The following is a 15,340-nucleotide window of genomic DNA, read 5'->3' on the forward strand; positions in this document are numbered from 1 at the left end:
CGAACTTACTTCGACGCGGTCTTGGTATCCATGTTGACGACCTGAACGCGGCGGTTGACCGGGTCCATCGGTGCGTTCGGATCCTTCGGCCGGGTCTCGCCGTAGCCGACGGTCACGAGGTCGGAGGCGTTGAGGCCGTATTGCTCGGTGAGAAACTTCTTGATCGTATCGGCGCGGCGCTCGGAGAGGTCCTGGTTGTATCCGTCGCTGCCGACCGCATCGGTGTGACCGGCAACCACGAAGGTCGACCCCTTCAGGCTGGCGTCCGAAAGCGCCTTGCCGAGTTCCTGCACCGCCGACATCGAACTCTTGCTGATGTCGGCCGAGTTGTAATCGAAGCGGATTTCGAGATCGATCTTCGGCTTGGTCGCGGCGAGCTCCGCAATTTCCTGGCGCTCGCCGATCGAGAGCGAGCGGGTTTTGCGGTTGCGCAGCGTATCGACGAAGCTGGCTTCCTTGGCCTGCGCGGCGGTATTGGCCTGCGGGCCCATCGAAAGGCTGCGGGTCGCCGACGTCGGCTTCAGCGCGTTCAGGATCTTGTCTGCCGAGACGGTCTCACCGGCAAACGCCACGCCCGCCGTCATCGACAGCGCGGCGCCGATTGTCAGGATGGAAAATCCATTAAAGCGGGTCATTGTCGTCTTCCTCACTGTTACGCCTGCCATATTGGCTGGTTGGCGGTTTGATGCTGCGAAGATAAGACAGGTTCAAATCGACCAATGTGATCTAGGTCACGTTCAAAGCGGCTGGCTTCCGTTGATTTGGGTCCACCCTGTTACTCTGTGTGATCTAGATCACTGTGTTCCCTGCGACTTCTGTAAAGGGCGCTTGCCAGCCGCCCGCGATGATCCAAAGCGCAATTGCCTCGTGTTGCAGGTATCAGCGAACCCGCGCCGCTTCCCGGCTTCTACTTTGCTGTTTGCTGGTCTCATTGCCGTCGCGTCAGCGCCGATCTGCGAACAACAAATCGGCATGATGGGCACCTAGCACCATTCTCCACGAGAAAATCCCAAAAGAAAATCCAAGAAAAGGTTTGGGCAAGCAAGAGCAGGCGGGCGGGTGTTTCAGTCGGTAAAGCGTCAACGCGAGTATCAAAATTATCGTAACGTTCCACCGGAGCTCACGGGCTCGGCAAGTTCAATGCCGACCTTGATCGGCGCGGCGATGATCGCGGCGGCGATCCTGCTGTCGACGTTCATCAACGCGCTCGGCACCCGCTATACCGCCTTCGACGGTCCGACCGAAGAGAGCGCGTGGCTGGTCGATCGCCTGACCGGCAGCGTCTACAAATGCCGCGCCCCGGACCATGGCAAGGCGTCCTGCGAGGCGGATATCGCTACCGGCAGCGTTACTCAACGGCCGAAACGCTGATTTCGCTCCCAAATCCAGGACTCCTCCGATGAGCGAATCCGATTACATTGCCGGGCGATGCCCCGCGCGACAAAACCCCACCCCCTGACCAAGGCCGAGGCCCGGCGAATCTGGCTGCGTGCCCAGCGGCTCGATACGCCTGACCCGTTCGGCGAGGGGCCGGGGGCCACTGCCGCCGCGGTGGAGCATCTCGGCTATGTGCAGATCGACACCATCAACGTGATCGAGCGCTGCCACCACCACATTCTCTTCAGCCGCATTCCCAACTATCGGCGCGCGGACCTGCGGCAGGCCCAGAGCGTCGACAAGAGCGTGTTCGAATACTGGACCCATGCGCTGGCCTATGTGCCGTCGAAGGATTTTCGCTTCTTCGTGCCGGGCATGAAGCTGCACAAGCGCGAGGGCCATAAATGGTTCGCGTCCGTCAGCCCCGCCGACACCCGCAAGGTGATGCGGCTGCTCAAGCGCGACGGCGCGCTGACCATCCGCGACATCGAGGACGACGTGCTGACCGAGAAGGAGCATCTGTGGGCGAGCCGCAAGCCGTCGAAGCGCGCGCTGCAGCTGGCGTTCTATACCGGCGCGGTCACCATTTCCGAACGCACCGGCATGCTGAAGACATATGAGCTGATGACGCGGCATTTCGGCTGGGACAAGCCGCCGAAGCCGGCATCGATCCTCGAGACGACCACCTATCTGCTCGACCGCGCCTTGCGCGCGCAGGGACTCGTCAGCCTCGATTCGATCTGCCATCTCGATGCGCCGAGCAAGGCCGCGGTCCGCCGCCTGATCGAGGCGCGCGTCCGCCGCAAGGAGATGGTGGCGATCGCCCTCGAAGGCGCGGGCAAGCAGGAACATTGGGCGCGGGCAGAGACGCTGGAGCAACCCGCAGGCGAGCGCGATGGCGGCCTCGTGCACGTCCTCTCGCCGTTCGATCCCCTGATCATCCAGCGCAAGCGCACCGAATTGTTCTTCGATTACGGCCATCGTTTCGAGGCCTATGTACCCCGGGAAAAGCGCCTGTTCGGCTATTTCGCGCTGCCGGTGCTGGTCGGCGAAGACATCGTTGCCGCGATCGATCTGAAGACCGACCGCAAGGAAAAGAAATTGCTGGTGCAGAAATGGAACTGGGTCGGCAAGGGCGCCGCGAAGGCTCCGCGCAAGGAGCACAAGCGCCGCATCGAGGAGGAACTGCATCGCTTCGAGCGGTTTCAACTGGCGGAGTGAAGCGCAGCCATTGCGTCCCGCGCATTGCCCCCATCCGATTGCGGATGCGCTGCTCCCGCAAATCGGATTGACACCGTTTTGCCAATGCTCAAAACCCCGGCAACAGCAACAAACGGCCCGGGAACAAACTTATGAGCCTTGCCACCACGTCAGTCGCCGCCGGCGGCGCCAGGAGCGACATCGAAACCTCGACCATCCGCACGATCTCATGGCGGCTCATTCCATTCCTTATCCTGGCCTATTTCTTCTCCTATCTCGACCGCGTCAATCTCGGCTTCGCCGCGCTCACCATGAACGCGGAACTGAAATTCACGCCGCTGATCTTCGCCTGGGGCGCCGGCATCTTCTTCATCGGTTATTTCATCTTCGAGGTGCCGAGTAACCTCGCGCTGGAAAAATTCGGCGCCAGCCGCTGGATCGCCCGCATCATGGTGACCTGGGGCATCATCTCGGCGGCGATGGCGCTGGTGAGTGGCGAACTGAGTTTTTACGTGCTGCGCTTTCTGCTTGGCGTCGCCGAAGCCGGCTTCTTTCCCGGCATCATTCTCTATCTGACCTATTGGTATCCGGCGGAGTATCGCGCGCGCTTCCTCGCCGCGTTTGCGATCGCCGTTCCCGTCTCGACCGTGATCGGCGCGCCGATCTCGGGCCTGCTGCTCGGGCTCGACGGCATGATGGGGCTGAAGGGTTGGCAGTGGCTGTTCATTCTCGAGGGTATTCCCTCCGTGCTGCTCGGCATCGTCACCTGGTTCTATCTCACCGATAAACCTGAGAAGGCGGATTGGCTCACATCGGAGCAGAAGGCGTGGCTGGCGGCAAAGCTGCAGGCGGAGATCGCGACCAAGCAGGCGGCAAAGCACCTGACGCTCGGGCAGGCGCTGTCGTCGCCGAAGGTGCTCATGCTGAGCGTCGTCTATTTCGGCTTCGTCGGTGCGCTCTACGGCATGCAGTTCTGGTTGCCGCAGATCGTCAAAGCATTCGGCCTCAGCAATGCGCAGACCGGTTTCGTCACCGCGATCCCGTTCCTGTTCGGCACCATCGCGATGACCCTGTGGGCGCGGCACTCCGACGCCACGCGCGAACGCGTCGCCCATGTCGGTGGGCCGCTGCTGCTCACCGCCGTCGCGCTCGGCGCCTCCAGCTACATCACCGATCCCGTCACGACGATGGTCCTGCTGACGATCGCCGCGATCGGCGTGTTCTGTACCTTCGCGGTGTTCTGGACGTTGCCGACGGCGTGGCTGTCGGGCACGGCCGCAGCCGGCGCGATCGCGCTGATCAATTCGATCGGCAACCTCGCGGGTTTTGGCGGGCCGTATCTGGTCGGCTGGGTCAAGGAAGCCACCGGAAGCACATCGACCGGCTTGCTGGTGCTGTCGCTGCTGCCGCTTGCGGCGGGGCTGCTGGTGTTTCTCGGCGGCCACGACACCAAGACCGAGTTCGGCGCAGCAGGGCAGAGGAAATAGTTTCTGTCCTCCCGGCCTAGTGCGCAATTGCGCACTAGGCCGGGACGACAACGGTAATACCCCGTTAACTCACGAATTGGTGTTCACTGACGAATATTGACATTCGTCAGTGAACACTCAATAATCTTCATCAGCATATAGCCGATGGAGAATTCGATGTTCGCCAGATCCATTTTTTCCAGCTATTACAGGCTCTTGACCGGCGCGATGCTGGCGTTGGCGGTGTTCGCGCTGACCGGCTGCAATGAAAAGGCGGCCGAAAAAGCCGCTCCCGGGCGTCCGGTTCTGGTCGCCACCGTGCATTATGAGGCGGAAACGCCGGAACGTAGCTTCGTTGGCACCATCAGGCCCCGGATCGAGACCGACATGGGTTTCCGGGTCCCGGGCAAGGTCGCAAAGCGCCTCGTGGAAGTCGGCCAGACCGTTGATGTCGGCCAGCCGCTCGCCACCCTCGATGAAGTCGATCTGAAGCTGCAGGCCGAGCAGTCCGAAGCGGAATACCGCGCCGCGACCGGCGTGCTGGCGCAGGCCTCCGCGTCCGAGCAGCGCGCCAAGGATCTGCGCGCCAAGGGCTGGACCACGGACGCGCAAATGGATCAGAGCCGCGCCGCCGCCGATGAGGCCCGGGCGCGCTTCTATCGCGCCGAACGTTCGGTCGAACTGACCAAGAACTCTCTTTCTTATGCGACGCTGGTCGCCGATACCCGCGGCGTCGTCACCGCGACCCTGATCGACGCCGGCCAGGTCGTCGCCTCCGGCCAGACCGCGGTCCGCGTCGCGCGCTTTGCCGAAAAGGAAGCCGTGGTCGCGATCCCGGAGACTCTGGTGGGCCGCGCCAAGGATGGCGCCGCCTCCGTCACGCTGTGGTCTGACGCCAACAAGAAATACGTTGCGAAGTTGCGCGAGATCGCGCCGACGGCGGATCCGGCAACGCGCACCTATCTGGCAAAGTTCTCGCTGCCCGGCGCCGGCGACAGCGTTTCGCTCGGCATGACCGCAACGTTGACGCTGTCCGATCCCGCCACCGAGAACGTCGCGAAGCTGCCGCTGTCGGCGCTGTACAGCCAGGGCGGCAATCCCTCGCTCTACATCGTGGACGATGCCGGCGCCGTGACGCTGAAGCCGGTCGTCGTGAAATCCTACGAGAGCAATTCCGTCGTCATCACCGGCGGCGTGCCTGAAGGCGCCAAGGTTGTGGCGCTCGGCGTGCAGAAGCTCGATCCGGCCCAGAAGGTCAGGGTCGTCTCGTCGCTGTCGTTCTGATCCGCGGTCGGTAGCAACGGAAAACGTTGGAGAGTGACATGAAGCGCTTCAATCTTTCGGGCTGGGCGGTAAGCCATCCGACGCTGATCCTGTTCCTGATGATCGCGCTGGGTGTGGCCGGCTTCTTCTCCTACGAGCGGCTTGGCCGCGCCGAGGATCCGTTCTTCACCGTGAAGGTGGTCAACGTCTCGGCGATCTGGCCGGGCGCCACGGCGCAGGAGATGCAGACCCAGGTCGCCGATCCCATCGAGAAGAAGCTGCAGGAGCTGCCTTACTTCGAGAAGGTACAGACCTATTCCAAGCCCGCGTTCACCGCGATGCAGGTCACGTTCAAGGATTCGACGCCGCCGGCGCAAGTGCCGTATCTGTTCTATTTGCTCCGCAAGAAGCTCGCCGACGTGCAGGGCCAGTTGCCGGCGGGCCTGCTCGGCCCCAACGTCAATGACGAATTCAGCGACGTCGATTCCATCCTCTATATGATGACCGGCGACGGCGCCGATTACGCGCAGCTTAAGAAGGCCGCCGAGGGCATGCGCCAGCGGCTGCTGAAGGTACCCGGCGTCACCAAGGTCAATCTCTACGGCGCCCAGGACGAGCGCATCTTCGTCGAATTCTCGCACGCCAAGCTGGCGACGATCGGCGTCACGCCGCAGGCGCTGTTCGATTCGCTGGCCAAGCAGAACAACGTCACGCCGGCCGGCACGGTGGAAACTTCCTCGCAGCGCGTGCCGCTGCGCGTCACCGGCGCGCTCGACGGCGCCAAGGCGGTTGCCGAGACGCCGGTCGAGAGCAACGGCCGCATATTCCGCCTGGGCGATATCGCCACCGTCACCCACGGCTTCGTCGATCCGCCGACCTTCAAGGCGCGCCAGGAAGGCAAGCCCGCGCTCGGTATCGGCGTGGTCACCGCCAAAGGCGCCAACATCCTCGAGCTCGGCAAGGAAGTCGAGAACGCGAGCAATGACTTCATGAAGGCGGTGCCGCAGGGCATCAATGTCGAGCAGATCGCCGACCAGCCCAAGGTGGTCGAGCGCGCGGTCGGCGAGTTCGTGCACTCCTTCGTCGAAGCGCTGGCGATCGTGCTGTTCGTCTCGTTCCTGGCGCTTGGCTGGCGAACCGGCATCGTGGTGGCGATGTCGGTGCCGCTGGTGCTGGCGATCGTCTTCATCGTCATGAACGCGATGTCGATCGATCTGCACCGTATTACATTGGGCGCGCTGATCATCGCGCTCGGCCTGCTCGTCGACGACGCCATCATCGCGGTTGAGATGATGGTGGTGAAGATGGAGCAGGGCTGGGACCGCGTTCGCGCGGCCTCCTTTGCCTGGGAATCGACTGCGTTTCCGATGCTCACGGGAACGCTGGTCACGGCCGCTGGCTTCCTCCCCATCGGCTTTGCCAATTCCGCGGTCGGCGAATATGCCGGCGGCATTTTCTGGATCGTGGCGATTTCGCTGGTGGCGTCCTGGTTCGTCGCGGTGATCTTCACGCCCTATATCGGCGTCAAGCTGCTGCCGAATATCAAGGTCCACCACAACCACGATCCGCACGCGGTCTATGAAACGCGCGTCTACCGCATCCTGCGCAGCATGGTGCAGTGGTGCGTCGACCACCGCATCAAGGTGGTGGTGGCGACGGTCGGCGTGTTCGCGCTCTCGATCGTCGGCTTCGGCAACGTCCAGCAGCAGTTCTTCCCGCTGTCGGAACGCCCCGAACTGTTCCTGCAGTTGCGCCTGCCCGAAGGCACCGCCTTCAACGTCACCGAAAAGTCGGTGAAGAAGGCCGAGGCGCTGCTCAAGGACGACAAGGACATCGCGACCTACACCTCTTATGTCGGCCAGGGTTCGCCGCGGTTCTGGCTCGGCCTTAACCCGCAACTGCCGAACGAGGCCTTCGCCGAGATCGTGATCGTCTCCAAGGACGTCGACGCCCGCGAGCGCATCAAGGCGCGGCTGGAGAAGGCGGTCGCCGGCGGCGACCTCTCCGAGGCGCGTGTGCGCATCGACCGCTTCAATTTCGGCCCGCCGGTCGGCTTCCCGGTCCAGTTCCGCGTGATCGGCCCCGACCCCAACAAGGTCCGCGACATCGCCTATCAGGTGCGTGACGTGATGCGGCAGAATCCCAATGCCCTCGAGCCGCAGCTCGACTGGAACGAGCAGTCGCCCTACCTCAAGCTCGTGGTCGATCAGGACCGTGCCCGTGCGCTGGGTCTTACCCCGCAGGACGTCTCGCAGGCACTCAGCATGCTGATCTCGGGTGCGCCGGTGACGACCATCCGCGACGGCATCGAGAAGGTCGGCGTGGTCGCCCGCGCCGTGCCCTCCGAGCGGCTCGATCTCGGCCATGTCGGCGACCTCACCGTGACGTCACGTAATGGGGTAGCCGTGCCGTTGCAGCAAATTGCAAAAATCGAATATGCCCATGAGGAACCGATCCTGTGGCGGCGTAACCGCGACATGGCGATCACCGTGCGTACCGACGTCGCCGACGGCGTTCAGGCGCCCGACGTCACCAACCAGATCTGGCCGAAACTGCAGCAGATCCGCGATAGCCTCGAGCCGGCCTACCGGATCGAGCCGGGCGGTGCGTTCGAGGAATCCGCCAAGGGCAACGCCTCGATCGCCGTGCTGTTTCCGCTGATGGCGCTGGTGATGCTGACGCTGCTGATGATCCAGCTGCAGAGCTTCTCGCGCCTGATCCTGGTGTTCTTGACGGCGCCGCTCGGCATCGTCGGCGCCTCGCTCGGCCTCAACATCGCGGGCCAGCCGTTCGGCTTCGTGGCGCTGCTCGGGCTGATCGCGCTGGCCGGCATGATCATGCGCAACGCGGTCATTCTGGTCGACCAGATCGAGACCGACGTTTCCCATGGCATGACGCGCAAGGAAGCCATCGTCGAAGCCACCGTGCGGCGTGCCCGGCCGGTGATCCTGACGGCGCTGGCCGCGATCCTGGCCATGATTCCGCTGTCGCGTTCGGCCTTCTGGGGTCCGATGGCGATCACCATCATGGGCGGTTTGTTCGTTGCAACCTTCCTGACCTTGCTGTACCTGCCGGGCCTCTACGCGCTCTGGTTCCGCAAGAGCCTGGAAGAAAGCGGCCAAGCCAAGCAGCCCGATCTTGCGCCGCAACATGCCGCCAAGGAGCTGAGCACGTCTCCACTCGCATTTCCGCTTGCCGACGCGGCAGAATAATTGAACATTGGTTCTGACATGACGCTGATTGCTGAAAATGTGGAAACCGACACGCGGGAACGTATTCTCGTGGTGGCGGAGCGTCTGTTCCGGCAGCTCGGCTACCAGAAGACGACGGTCGCCGACATCGCCAAAGAACTGCGCATGAGCCCGGCCAACGTCTATCGTTTCTTCGATTCGAAGAAGTCGATCCACGAAGGCGTGGCGCGCACCCTGATGGGCGAGGTCGAGACCGAGGCGCGGCGGATCGTGGCGAAACCCGGTCCGGCCAAGCAGCGGCTGCGTGAGCTGCTCACGACCGTCAATCGCATGAACTCGGAGCGCTATGTTGGCGATAACAAGCTGCATGAGATGGTCGCGATCGCGATGGAGGAAGACTGGGACGTCTGCGTCGCCCATATCGAGTGCGTCACCGGCATGATCGGCGAGGTGATCGGGCAGGGCGTGGCGTCCGGCGAGTTCGAGGCCCCCGACTTGCCGCTGGCCGCGCTCTGCACCTGCACCGGCATGATCCGCTTTTTCCACCCGCAGATGATCGCGCAGGCCGTCAACAAGCCTACCGCCACAATCGACCAGATGATCGATTTCCTGTTCCGCGCGCTGGAGCCGCGGCAGGCGAAATAGCCGGATTTCCGACGTAGGGTGGGCAAAGGCGCATGCGCCGTGCCCGCCATTGCTACTTCAATAAAGTTGGCGGGAGGGCTACGCTTTGCCGCCCCTGCGATTGAAGGAAACACCGGAAAATGGACGCCAAGAGCCCCAAAGACCTGCATTTTTACGAACCCGCCAAGGGCCACGGCCTCAAGCACGACCCCTTCAACGCCATCATCGCGCCGCGCCCGATCGGGTGGATTTCGTCGCGTGATACCGAGGGCAACGTCAACCTGGCGCCCTACAGCTTCTTTAACGCGTTCTGCTACAAGCCGCCGATCATCGGCTTCTCCTCCACCAACTGGAAGGACAGCGCCGCCAACATCCAGGAGACCAGGGAGTTCGTCTGGAATCTCGCCACCAAGGATCTGGCGCAGCAGATGAACGCCACCGCGGCCCACGTCGCCCGCGACGTCAGCGAGTTCAATATCGCCGGCCTCACGGCGGTACCCGGCAAGCTCGTCAACGTGCCCCGCGTCGCCGAAAGCCCGGTGTCGTTCGAATGCCGCCTGACGCAGATCATTCAGCTGCAGGGCGTCAATGGCGACAAGGCGCAGGCCTGGCTGACGCTCGGCGAAGTCGTCGCCGTCCACATCGACAAGGCCATGATCAAGGACGGCGTCTACCAGACCGCGATGGCCCGCCCGATCGTCCGCGCCGGCCGCAGCGGCGACTATTTCGAGATCAAGCCGGAAAACATGTTCGAGATGATCCGCCCGGATTGATCGCCTCGCCCGGCGCTTCGCGGGGTCCGCAAATCGTTCCTGCAATTGAACCAACACCGGTTCCGGCCACACCCAAGCCGTGTTGCGCGGATGCAACGAATGCCGTGACCAGGCCGATTGCGGCCTGGTCATCGAAGCAGCGCTTGATGACGGGTGTCGAATGCAGTTTTTCCTTTGTGAGATCGTCGCTCGCCTCGTCGCGATCTATTTTTGCTTCGATTGCGGCCGCAGATTCTGGAATGGCCTCGTCGAAAGAAAAATCGAGCTCGAGGGCGAGGATATTCTGGACTACGAGACCTGGATTTTTCAGAAAGACGAAGCGCCGGTCCGTTACTGGATCTCAATGGGCTGGAATTTGATCACCCTGGCTGCGTGCGTCGTTGTTGCGATATTCGGGTGGTGGCTGCCAAAGACCTGAGCCTCCGCTGTCGCAGCATGCGGCTCAACCCAATCGCCCCGCACGACAATGGCTGGTCCTGAACCGGCTTGGCGCTGGACGCGACCAATTGTCCGGTCGGCCACGCCGGCCAGTTGCCGGCAATGATTTCTCCCTTGATCCAGCCAAATTAGTTTTAGAGACGAACATGAACAAGCGGGCTTTGTTCTCCATCACAGCTGTGCTCGTGGTTGCGCTTCCATTGGCGTATGGCGCTGCGACGCAGGCGCCGTCAAACGATACGGTGCACCATGAGCAGGATGGTGACGAACCGTCAAAGGACGACCGCGAGGCCGCTGGTATCCTTCAGTTCGCCGCTGACCAGGGAGACGCCGGCGCGCAGGTCGATCTCGGGATCGTCTATGCGCAAGGGCTCGGCCTGCCGAACGATGACCGCGAGGCCGCGCGCCTCTTCAAGCTCGCTGCGGGCCAGGGAAATCCCGTGGCGCAATACAACCTCGGCGTCTTCTACGACGAGGGACGCGGCGGATTGCAACAAGACGACCGCGAGGCCGCCCGCTTCTTCAAGCTGGCTGCCGATCAGGGATACGCCAGCGCTCAGGTCAATCTCGGGCACTTCCACAGCGAGGGTGCCGGCGGACTGCCGAACGATCGCCGCGAGGCCGCTCGCCTCTACAGACTCGCTGCGGACCAGGGCGACGCCACGGCGCAATACAATCTCGGGCTCTATTACGACCAGGGCCGTGGCGGATTGCAAAAGGACGACCGCGAGGCTGTCCGCTTCTACAAGCTCGCCGCCGACCAGGGATACGCCAGCGCTCAGGTCAATCTCGCGTCCTTCTACGACGAGGGCCTTGGCGGACTGCAAAAGAATGAGCGCGAGGCCGCTCGCCTCTTCGAACTTGCTGCGGACCAGGGAGACGCGACAGCGCAATACAACCTCGGGCTCTTCTACAGGCAGGGTCATGGCGGACTGCAACAGGACGACCGCGAGGCCGCCCGCCTCTACAGGCTCGCCGCCGACCAGGGAAGCGTCAGTGCCCAGGTCAGTCTCGGGCACTTCTACGCCGAGGGTATTGGCGGCCTGCTAAAGGACGAAGGCGAGGCCGCGCGCCTGTTCAAGCTGGCTGCGGAGCAGGGAAATCCGACAGCGCAACAAAACCTCGGGCTGTTCTACGAAGAGGGTCGCGGCGGCCTGGAAAAGAATGAGCAGGAAGCGGCTCGTCTCTACAAGCTCGCCAACGAGCAGCGAAGCTTGCTTGAGAAAATGTCACGTTTGGCGATGCAGAGCGCGCGGCTGGCGATTGAGATAGCCTCGCGCTTCTAGCCACGTGCTCCGGTCTATTTGGCTTTAAGCACTCTGAGAGCCGCAATAGCCTCAGCGGAAGGTTCTCGTGCGTGGGGCTCACGAGACATCCAGAACCGATATTTGCGCGGCTCGCGGCGCTTGAGGATCGGCCAGGTAAATGCCATCGCGCGCGTGATACTGCCATCATTATCAACGAGCCAGATCCGACCGAGGCTCAACGGTATCGGTGTTTCTTCTATTCGCTTCCATTTGCTGGGACTGGGTTCGACGGCCCGTCGAAATCGCTTGAACAGCATTGGCTATCCCTCGTTTCCCCGCACGTATTCTACTAGCCAAAACCCGGCCGTCCAGCGGGCGCTTACACGCGCCGCCTGTGCGATGGTCCGGCTTCCGCGCACCCTTCCTGGGCTTCCGGACCGCTCGGCTCCTGCGAGCTTTTCTAGCTTGACGCAAAGCGCTCTCGCCAGCGGCGCAGTGGCAGGCTTCTGCGAGCTCGTTCAGGAAATGGCGACCGCAGCCTGGAATTGTTCGGCGAAGACGGCGTATTGCGATTGCGAAGGAGTTCGCCGAGCCCGATGCTGAAGTGCAGGCCTGTCCTGTTCATGCTGCTCCTCGAATAGCTGCGGTCTGGCGTCGGCTGATCAACCCTGCTGATGGGTGGTGCGGCGACGATGGGCGTGCCCTTGTCGGCCAGTCTGGCCTTGTATTCAAAGAAGATCTCGCCCGCGACACCTCCAGCCACCAACGCGACGCATATCAACGAAGCCAAGGTCTCGACGCCATGAAACCAAAATATGCAGCTCACAACCTCAAGAAAAAGACCGGCAAGCAGCACATAACCGGCTATGCGCGCGCGACGCAAATTATAGTCGGCGTCTCCGAAGTCTCTACAACGGTCGTCGGAGCGTGTTGTCATAGCTGATAATCCCTGTTTGCAGTCGGGCGGTCCCATCCGTCCCTGTTCGTGATCTACATCTAACCTGCGCGGTGCCACTGTGATGAACGTCACTCGGCACGCGCCGGCGCGGTAGTTGATGGCGGGCACCAGGCTTCGGGCAGGGCGACTCAATCCACCTCACGCACCTCGTGGCTCATTCGATCACACGGTCGGCGCTGGCGGTAACGGACGCTGGTATCGTGATGTTGAGTACGCGCGCGGTGCGCAAATTGAGCCATACTTCATAAACAGTAGGCTCTTCACGGGGATACTGGCCGGGTTCTCCCCTTTCATGATCGGAAGTGGCCGGCTTTAAGGGCGAGCGCCATAAACCTTCGTATAGTTCCGCGACCCGTTGAGATACCCGACGTTTACCTACGTCCAATTGAGCCGCCGATCGCGATCATCTTAGCTAGGGGCTCCGGTAGCGCGCCTCGCGCTATCGCTGCCCTCCTTGGGCGTTTCCTCCCTAGACTTGGGCCGCTTGCACCAACGCAGGCGGCCTTCTTTTTGTGTATGCCGTCACGTCCGCAAACAAATCCGCGCCAGCACGGATTCCAATCCACAACCCGGCCGTGGTGCCTGCTCCTGCCACTTCGGCAAGCAAGGGAAGACGTGGAGGAGGAAATGATCCGGTGGCGCCTCGCCGACGGCGAACGGATGCGCAGGCTGCCTTGAGGACTTCCTGAAGCAGGGCGCGAATGATCGCGTAGAAACCTGCGAGTCCGTTCATGGCACTTGTCGCACATGGCGCGATCCGCCCGGCATGTCCGAGCTGCCGCGGTGAGCGGACATCGACGGGCACGCCAGCATCGACGCGAATGACCCACAGCCGAATTTGTTGGACTTCAATCTGCCTACTTCCAGATGGCCGGTCGGAGCGGCTACAATGCCGGCCGTCGTCCGAGGAAAAATCGATGAGGCGGCGCGAGTTCATCGCTGCAATTGGGAGTGCGGCCGCGTGGTCGCTTCCTGCTCTGGGACAACAGGCGGCTTCGCGGACTCTGGGCGTCCTTGACGTTGGATCGCTCGAGGGGGCACGGAGAAATTTTGGCTCGGTCCAGGACCGCTTGGCCGAAATGGGCTATGTCGAGGGCCGAAATCTCGCGCTTGAATACCGTTGCGCCGATAGTCACGAGGACCGACTAGGTGAGTTGGCCCGTGATCTGGTTCGGCATCGAGTAAATGCCATCGCTGTTTTTGCAGGGCCTTCAATCATGGCCGCCAAGGCCGCCACCACGTCAATTCCGATCATTTTTCTGACCGGTTTTGACCCTGTCGCAAGCGGTTTCGTCGTAAGCCTGAACAGACCGGCCGGCAACGCGACGGGGGTTTCAGTTCTCAATGTAGAGGTAATGGCCAAACGGCTGCAGATGCTTTGTGAACTGGTGCCGACGGCGAAGTCTATTGGGTTCTTCTATAATCCAACAAGCCTCGTATCAGGGTACGAGGACACTCTGAGGAGATTGGAACTGGCGGCTGATACCTTGGGAGTGAAGCTGCTCCGTGTCGAGACAGGAGGCCCCGATGATTTCAAGGAGGCTTTCGCAAGGATGGCTGGCGTGCGGCCGGATGCGTTGTTGATTTCGGCTGACGCATTGATGCTTCGAAACCGCGAAAGCCTTGTTGGTCTGACAGCTCAACACCGCATACCGGCACTCTATCCAATTCGTGAATTCGCTGCTGATGGCGGATTGGTAAGTTACGGACCGAACTACGCCGAGGCCCGCCGACAGGTGGGCGACTATCTTGGCCGGGTTCTGAACGGCGAAAGGCCGGAAAACCTGCCGGTCCAGCAAGTCACAAAATTCGAACTCGTCATCAACATGAAGACAGCAAAGGCGTTGGGCCTTGGTGTACCAACTTCGCTGCTTGGCCGCGCCGACGAAGTGATTGAGTGAGCTTGTTGGAGTGCATAGGTCCGTTGTTGGCACCTGTTGGCCATGGCGCGGTCCGCCCGGCAGGTCCGAGCTGCCCAAGTGAGCGGACATCGACGGGCACGCCAGCATCGACGCGAACTGAGATGTTGGCCGAGCACAACGGCAACGCTCTGGATGCGGGTTTCGGCTAGCAGATCAATGGGGCCGGGCGCCGGCGCAGCACGCCTGACCTGCGTGAGTGCTCAGTCGCGTTCGAGGATCTTGGCGCCCGGGTAGACCTGGCGGGCGTAGGCAACGACCAGCGCGCGGTGCTGTGTCTCGAGGAACGGAGTCCGGATCTGACACGACCCGACGATGAGGTGCCACAAGCCGTTAATCTTCTGGATAATGACGTCCATGACTGTGCTTCCTTTGCAGGTTTCGCGGTGGGTTACTCCGCCCAGCGCTCACATTCGCGAGCAACTGGCCGAGCCAATGCCTTGGCCGCATCAGCGTGTGCGGCCTTCTCAGCTCCGCCGCTCGATCCCGGTTCGAACGGCATAACGCCGTTGAACTACAACCTCTCGCACAGGGACGGATCGGACCATTGCACGGACGTTCAGCAGTGCCTTACATTCGTTTGGGACGATGATACTTAGGTTTATGATTGACGACCTGCGGGGCTTGTCGCTGCTTCATCGGAGGTCCGCCGCGCGCCCATCATTGCCGCATGGTCCTGTGCTTTCCCGCGACAAATTGACCCGACGGGAAAATCACTTCCGATTGTCAGAAATCGTGTCAAGTCAAAAATTTCCGATAATCAAAAATATTTCTCTTTCCTTCGACCCAAATCACCGGCACATTCTCGCCATCCCGTCCCACTCAGAGGGGCGTTGGCCATCGTCACAACGAGGGGCGGGTCGCGGTGGACGCTGAGGTTGCGA

13 protein-coding genes are annotated in these 15,340 nt (G+C 61.9%); 10 read left to right on the plus strand and 3 right to left on the minus strand.

The genetic code is table 11. The features are described from left to right. Positions 1-5 precede the first annotated feature (5 nt). The gene (locus JQ600_RS34070; RefSeq protein WP_212387476.1) at positions 6-635 is read right to left on the minus strand and encodes an OmpA family protein; all 630 of its coding nucleotides are present in this window, start codon (positions 633-635) and stop codon (positions 6-8) included. Positions 636-1,140: 505 nt separating this feature from the next. Here JQ600_RS34070 and JQ600_RS34075 point away from each other — a divergent pair. The 9 genes from JQ600_RS34075 (at position 1,141) to JQ600_RS34115 (ending at position 11,618) form a co-directional block, all read left to right on the plus strand. Further along, positions 1,141-1,371, plus strand: coding sequence for a hypothetical protein (locus tag JQ600_RS34075; RefSeq protein ID WP_212262649.1), 231 nt, complete (start codon positions 1,141-1,143; stop codon positions 1,369-1,371). A 57-nt stretch (positions 1,372-1,428) separates the two neighbouring features. Continuing rightward, on the plus strand, positions 1,429-2,598 hold the full coding sequence (locus JQ600_RS34080) for a winged helix-turn-helix domain-containing protein (protein WP_212387478.1): 1,170 nt from the start codon (positions 1,429-1,431) through the stop codon (positions 2,596-2,598). Positions 2,599-2,729: 131 nt separating this feature from the next. Beyond that, complete coding sequence (locus tag JQ600_RS34085) at positions 2,730-4,064, plus strand: MFS transporter (protein ID WP_212387481.1); 1,335 nt, start codon at positions 2,730-2,732, stop codon at positions 4,062-4,064. A 156-nt stretch (positions 4,065-4,220) separates the two neighbouring features. Continuing rightward, a complete protein-coding gene (locus tag JQ600_RS34090; RefSeq protein ID WP_212387484.1) occupies positions 4,221-5,327 on the plus strand; it encodes an efflux RND transporter periplasmic adaptor subunit in 1,107 nt (368 codons plus the stop codon). 38 nt (positions 5,328-5,365) lie between these two features. Further along, complete coding sequence (locus JQ600_RS34095; protein WP_212387486.1) at positions 5,366-8,518, plus strand: efflux RND transporter permease subunit; 3,153 nt, start codon at positions 5,366-5,368, stop codon at positions 8,516-8,518. Between the two features lie 18 nt (positions 8,519-8,536). Continuing rightward, positions 8,537-9,142 (plus strand): TetR/AcrR family transcriptional regulator, encoded by a 606-nt coding sequence (locus JQ600_RS34100; protein WP_212387489.1) that lies wholly within the window; start codon positions 8,537-8,539, stop codon positions 9,140-9,142. A gap of 119 nt (positions 9,143-9,261) precedes the next feature. Continuing rightward, the gene (locus JQ600_RS34105) at positions 9,262-9,894 is read left to right on the plus strand and encodes a flavin reductase family protein (RefSeq protein ID WP_212490323.1); all 633 of its coding nucleotides are present in this window, start codon (positions 9,262-9,264) and stop codon (positions 9,892-9,894) included. Between the two features lie 79 nt (positions 9,895-9,973). Further along, a complete protein-coding gene (locus JQ600_RS34110) occupies positions 9,974-10,312 on the plus strand; it encodes a hypothetical protein (protein ID WP_212387493.1) in 339 nt (112 codons plus the stop codon). A 166-nt stretch (positions 10,313-10,478) separates the two neighbouring features. After that, on the plus strand, positions 10,479-11,618 hold the full coding sequence (locus JQ600_RS34115; protein WP_212490324.1) for a tetratricopeptide repeat protein: 1,140 nt from the start codon (positions 10,479-10,481) through the stop codon (positions 11,616-11,618). 421 nt (positions 11,619-12,039) lie between these two features. On the opposite strand, the gene JQ600_RS34120 is transcribed toward JQ600_RS34115, so the two are convergent. Next, on the minus strand, positions 12,040-12,516 hold the full coding sequence (locus JQ600_RS34120) for a hypothetical protein (RefSeq protein WP_212387497.1): 477 nt from the start codon (positions 12,514-12,516) through the stop codon (positions 12,040-12,042). 938 nt (positions 12,517-13,454) lie between these two features. Here JQ600_RS34120 and JQ600_RS34125 point away from each other — a divergent pair. Continuing rightward, positions 13,455-14,438 carry an ABC transporter substrate-binding protein gene (locus JQ600_RS34125; RefSeq protein ID WP_212490325.1) on the plus strand — a complete coding sequence of 328 codons (984 nt, stop codon included), beginning with the start codon at positions 13,455-13,457 and terminating at the stop codon, positions 14,436-14,438. A gap of 221 nt (positions 14,439-14,659) precedes the next feature. Here JQ600_RS34125 and JQ600_RS34130 read toward each other — a convergent pair whose 3' ends face one another. After that, positions 14,660-14,815: a hypothetical protein gene (locus tag JQ600_RS34130; RefSeq protein ID WP_212262629.1), complete on the minus strand. Its 156-nt coding sequence runs from the start codon at positions 14,813-14,815 to the stop codon at positions 14,660-14,662. Between the last annotated feature and the right edge of the window lie 525 nt (positions 14,816-15,340).

Origin of the sequence: Bradyrhizobium sp. AUGA SZCCT0176, assembly GCF_018130145.1 — a bacterium.
Taxonomy (GTDB): Bacteria; Pseudomonadota; Alphaproteobacteria; order Rhizobiales; family Xanthobacteraceae; genus Bradyrhizobium.

What these genes read in the sequence shown, in the direction of transcription:
- JQ600_RS34115 (WP_212490324.1), top strand. Translation starts at nt 10,479, where the DNA reads ATGAACAAGCGGGCTTTGTTCTCCATCACAGCTGTGCTCGTGGTTGCG.
- JQ600_RS34120 (WP_212387497.1), bottom strand. Translation starts at nt 12,516, where the DNA reads ATGACAACACGCTCCGACGACCGTTGTAGAGACTTCGGAGACGCCGAC.
- JQ600_RS34075 (WP_212262649.1), top strand. Translation starts at nt 1,141, where the DNA reads ATGCCGACCTTGATCGGCGCGGCGATGATCGCGGCGGCGATCCTGCTG.
- JQ600_RS34105 (WP_212490323.1), top strand. Translation starts at nt 9,262, where the DNA reads ATGGACGCCAAGAGCCCCAAAGACCTGCATTTTTACGAACCCGCCAAG.
- JQ600_RS34080 (WP_212387478.1), top strand. Translation starts at nt 1,429, where the DNA reads ATGCCCCGCGCGACAAAACCCCACCCCCTGACCAAGGCCGAGGCCCGG.
- JQ600_RS34130 (WP_212262629.1), bottom strand. Translation starts at nt 14,815, where the DNA reads ATGGACGTCATTATCCAGAAGATTAACGGCTTGTGGCACCTCATCGTC.
- JQ600_RS34125 (WP_212490325.1), top strand. Translation starts at nt 13,455, where the DNA reads ATGAGGCGGCGCGAGTTCATCGCTGCAATTGGGAGTGCGGCCGCGTGG.
- JQ600_RS34070 (WP_212387476.1), bottom strand. Translation starts at nt 635, where the DNA reads ATGACCCGCTTTAATGGATTTTCCATCCTGACAATCGGCGCCGCGCTG.
- JQ600_RS34090 (WP_212387484.1), top strand. Translation starts at nt 4,221, where the DNA reads ATGTTCGCCAGATCCATTTTTTCCAGCTATTACAGGCTCTTGACCGGC.
- JQ600_RS34100 (WP_212387489.1), top strand. Translation starts at nt 8,537, where the DNA reads ATGACGCTGATTGCTGAAAATGTGGAAACCGACACGCGGGAACGTATT.
- JQ600_RS34085 (WP_212387481.1), top strand. Translation starts at nt 2,730, where the DNA reads ATGAGCCTTGCCACCACGTCAGTCGCCGCCGGCGGCGCCAGGAGCGAC.
- JQ600_RS34095 (WP_212387486.1), top strand. Translation starts at nt 5,366, where the DNA reads ATGAAGCGCTTCAATCTTTCGGGCTGGGCGGTAAGCCATCCGACGCTG.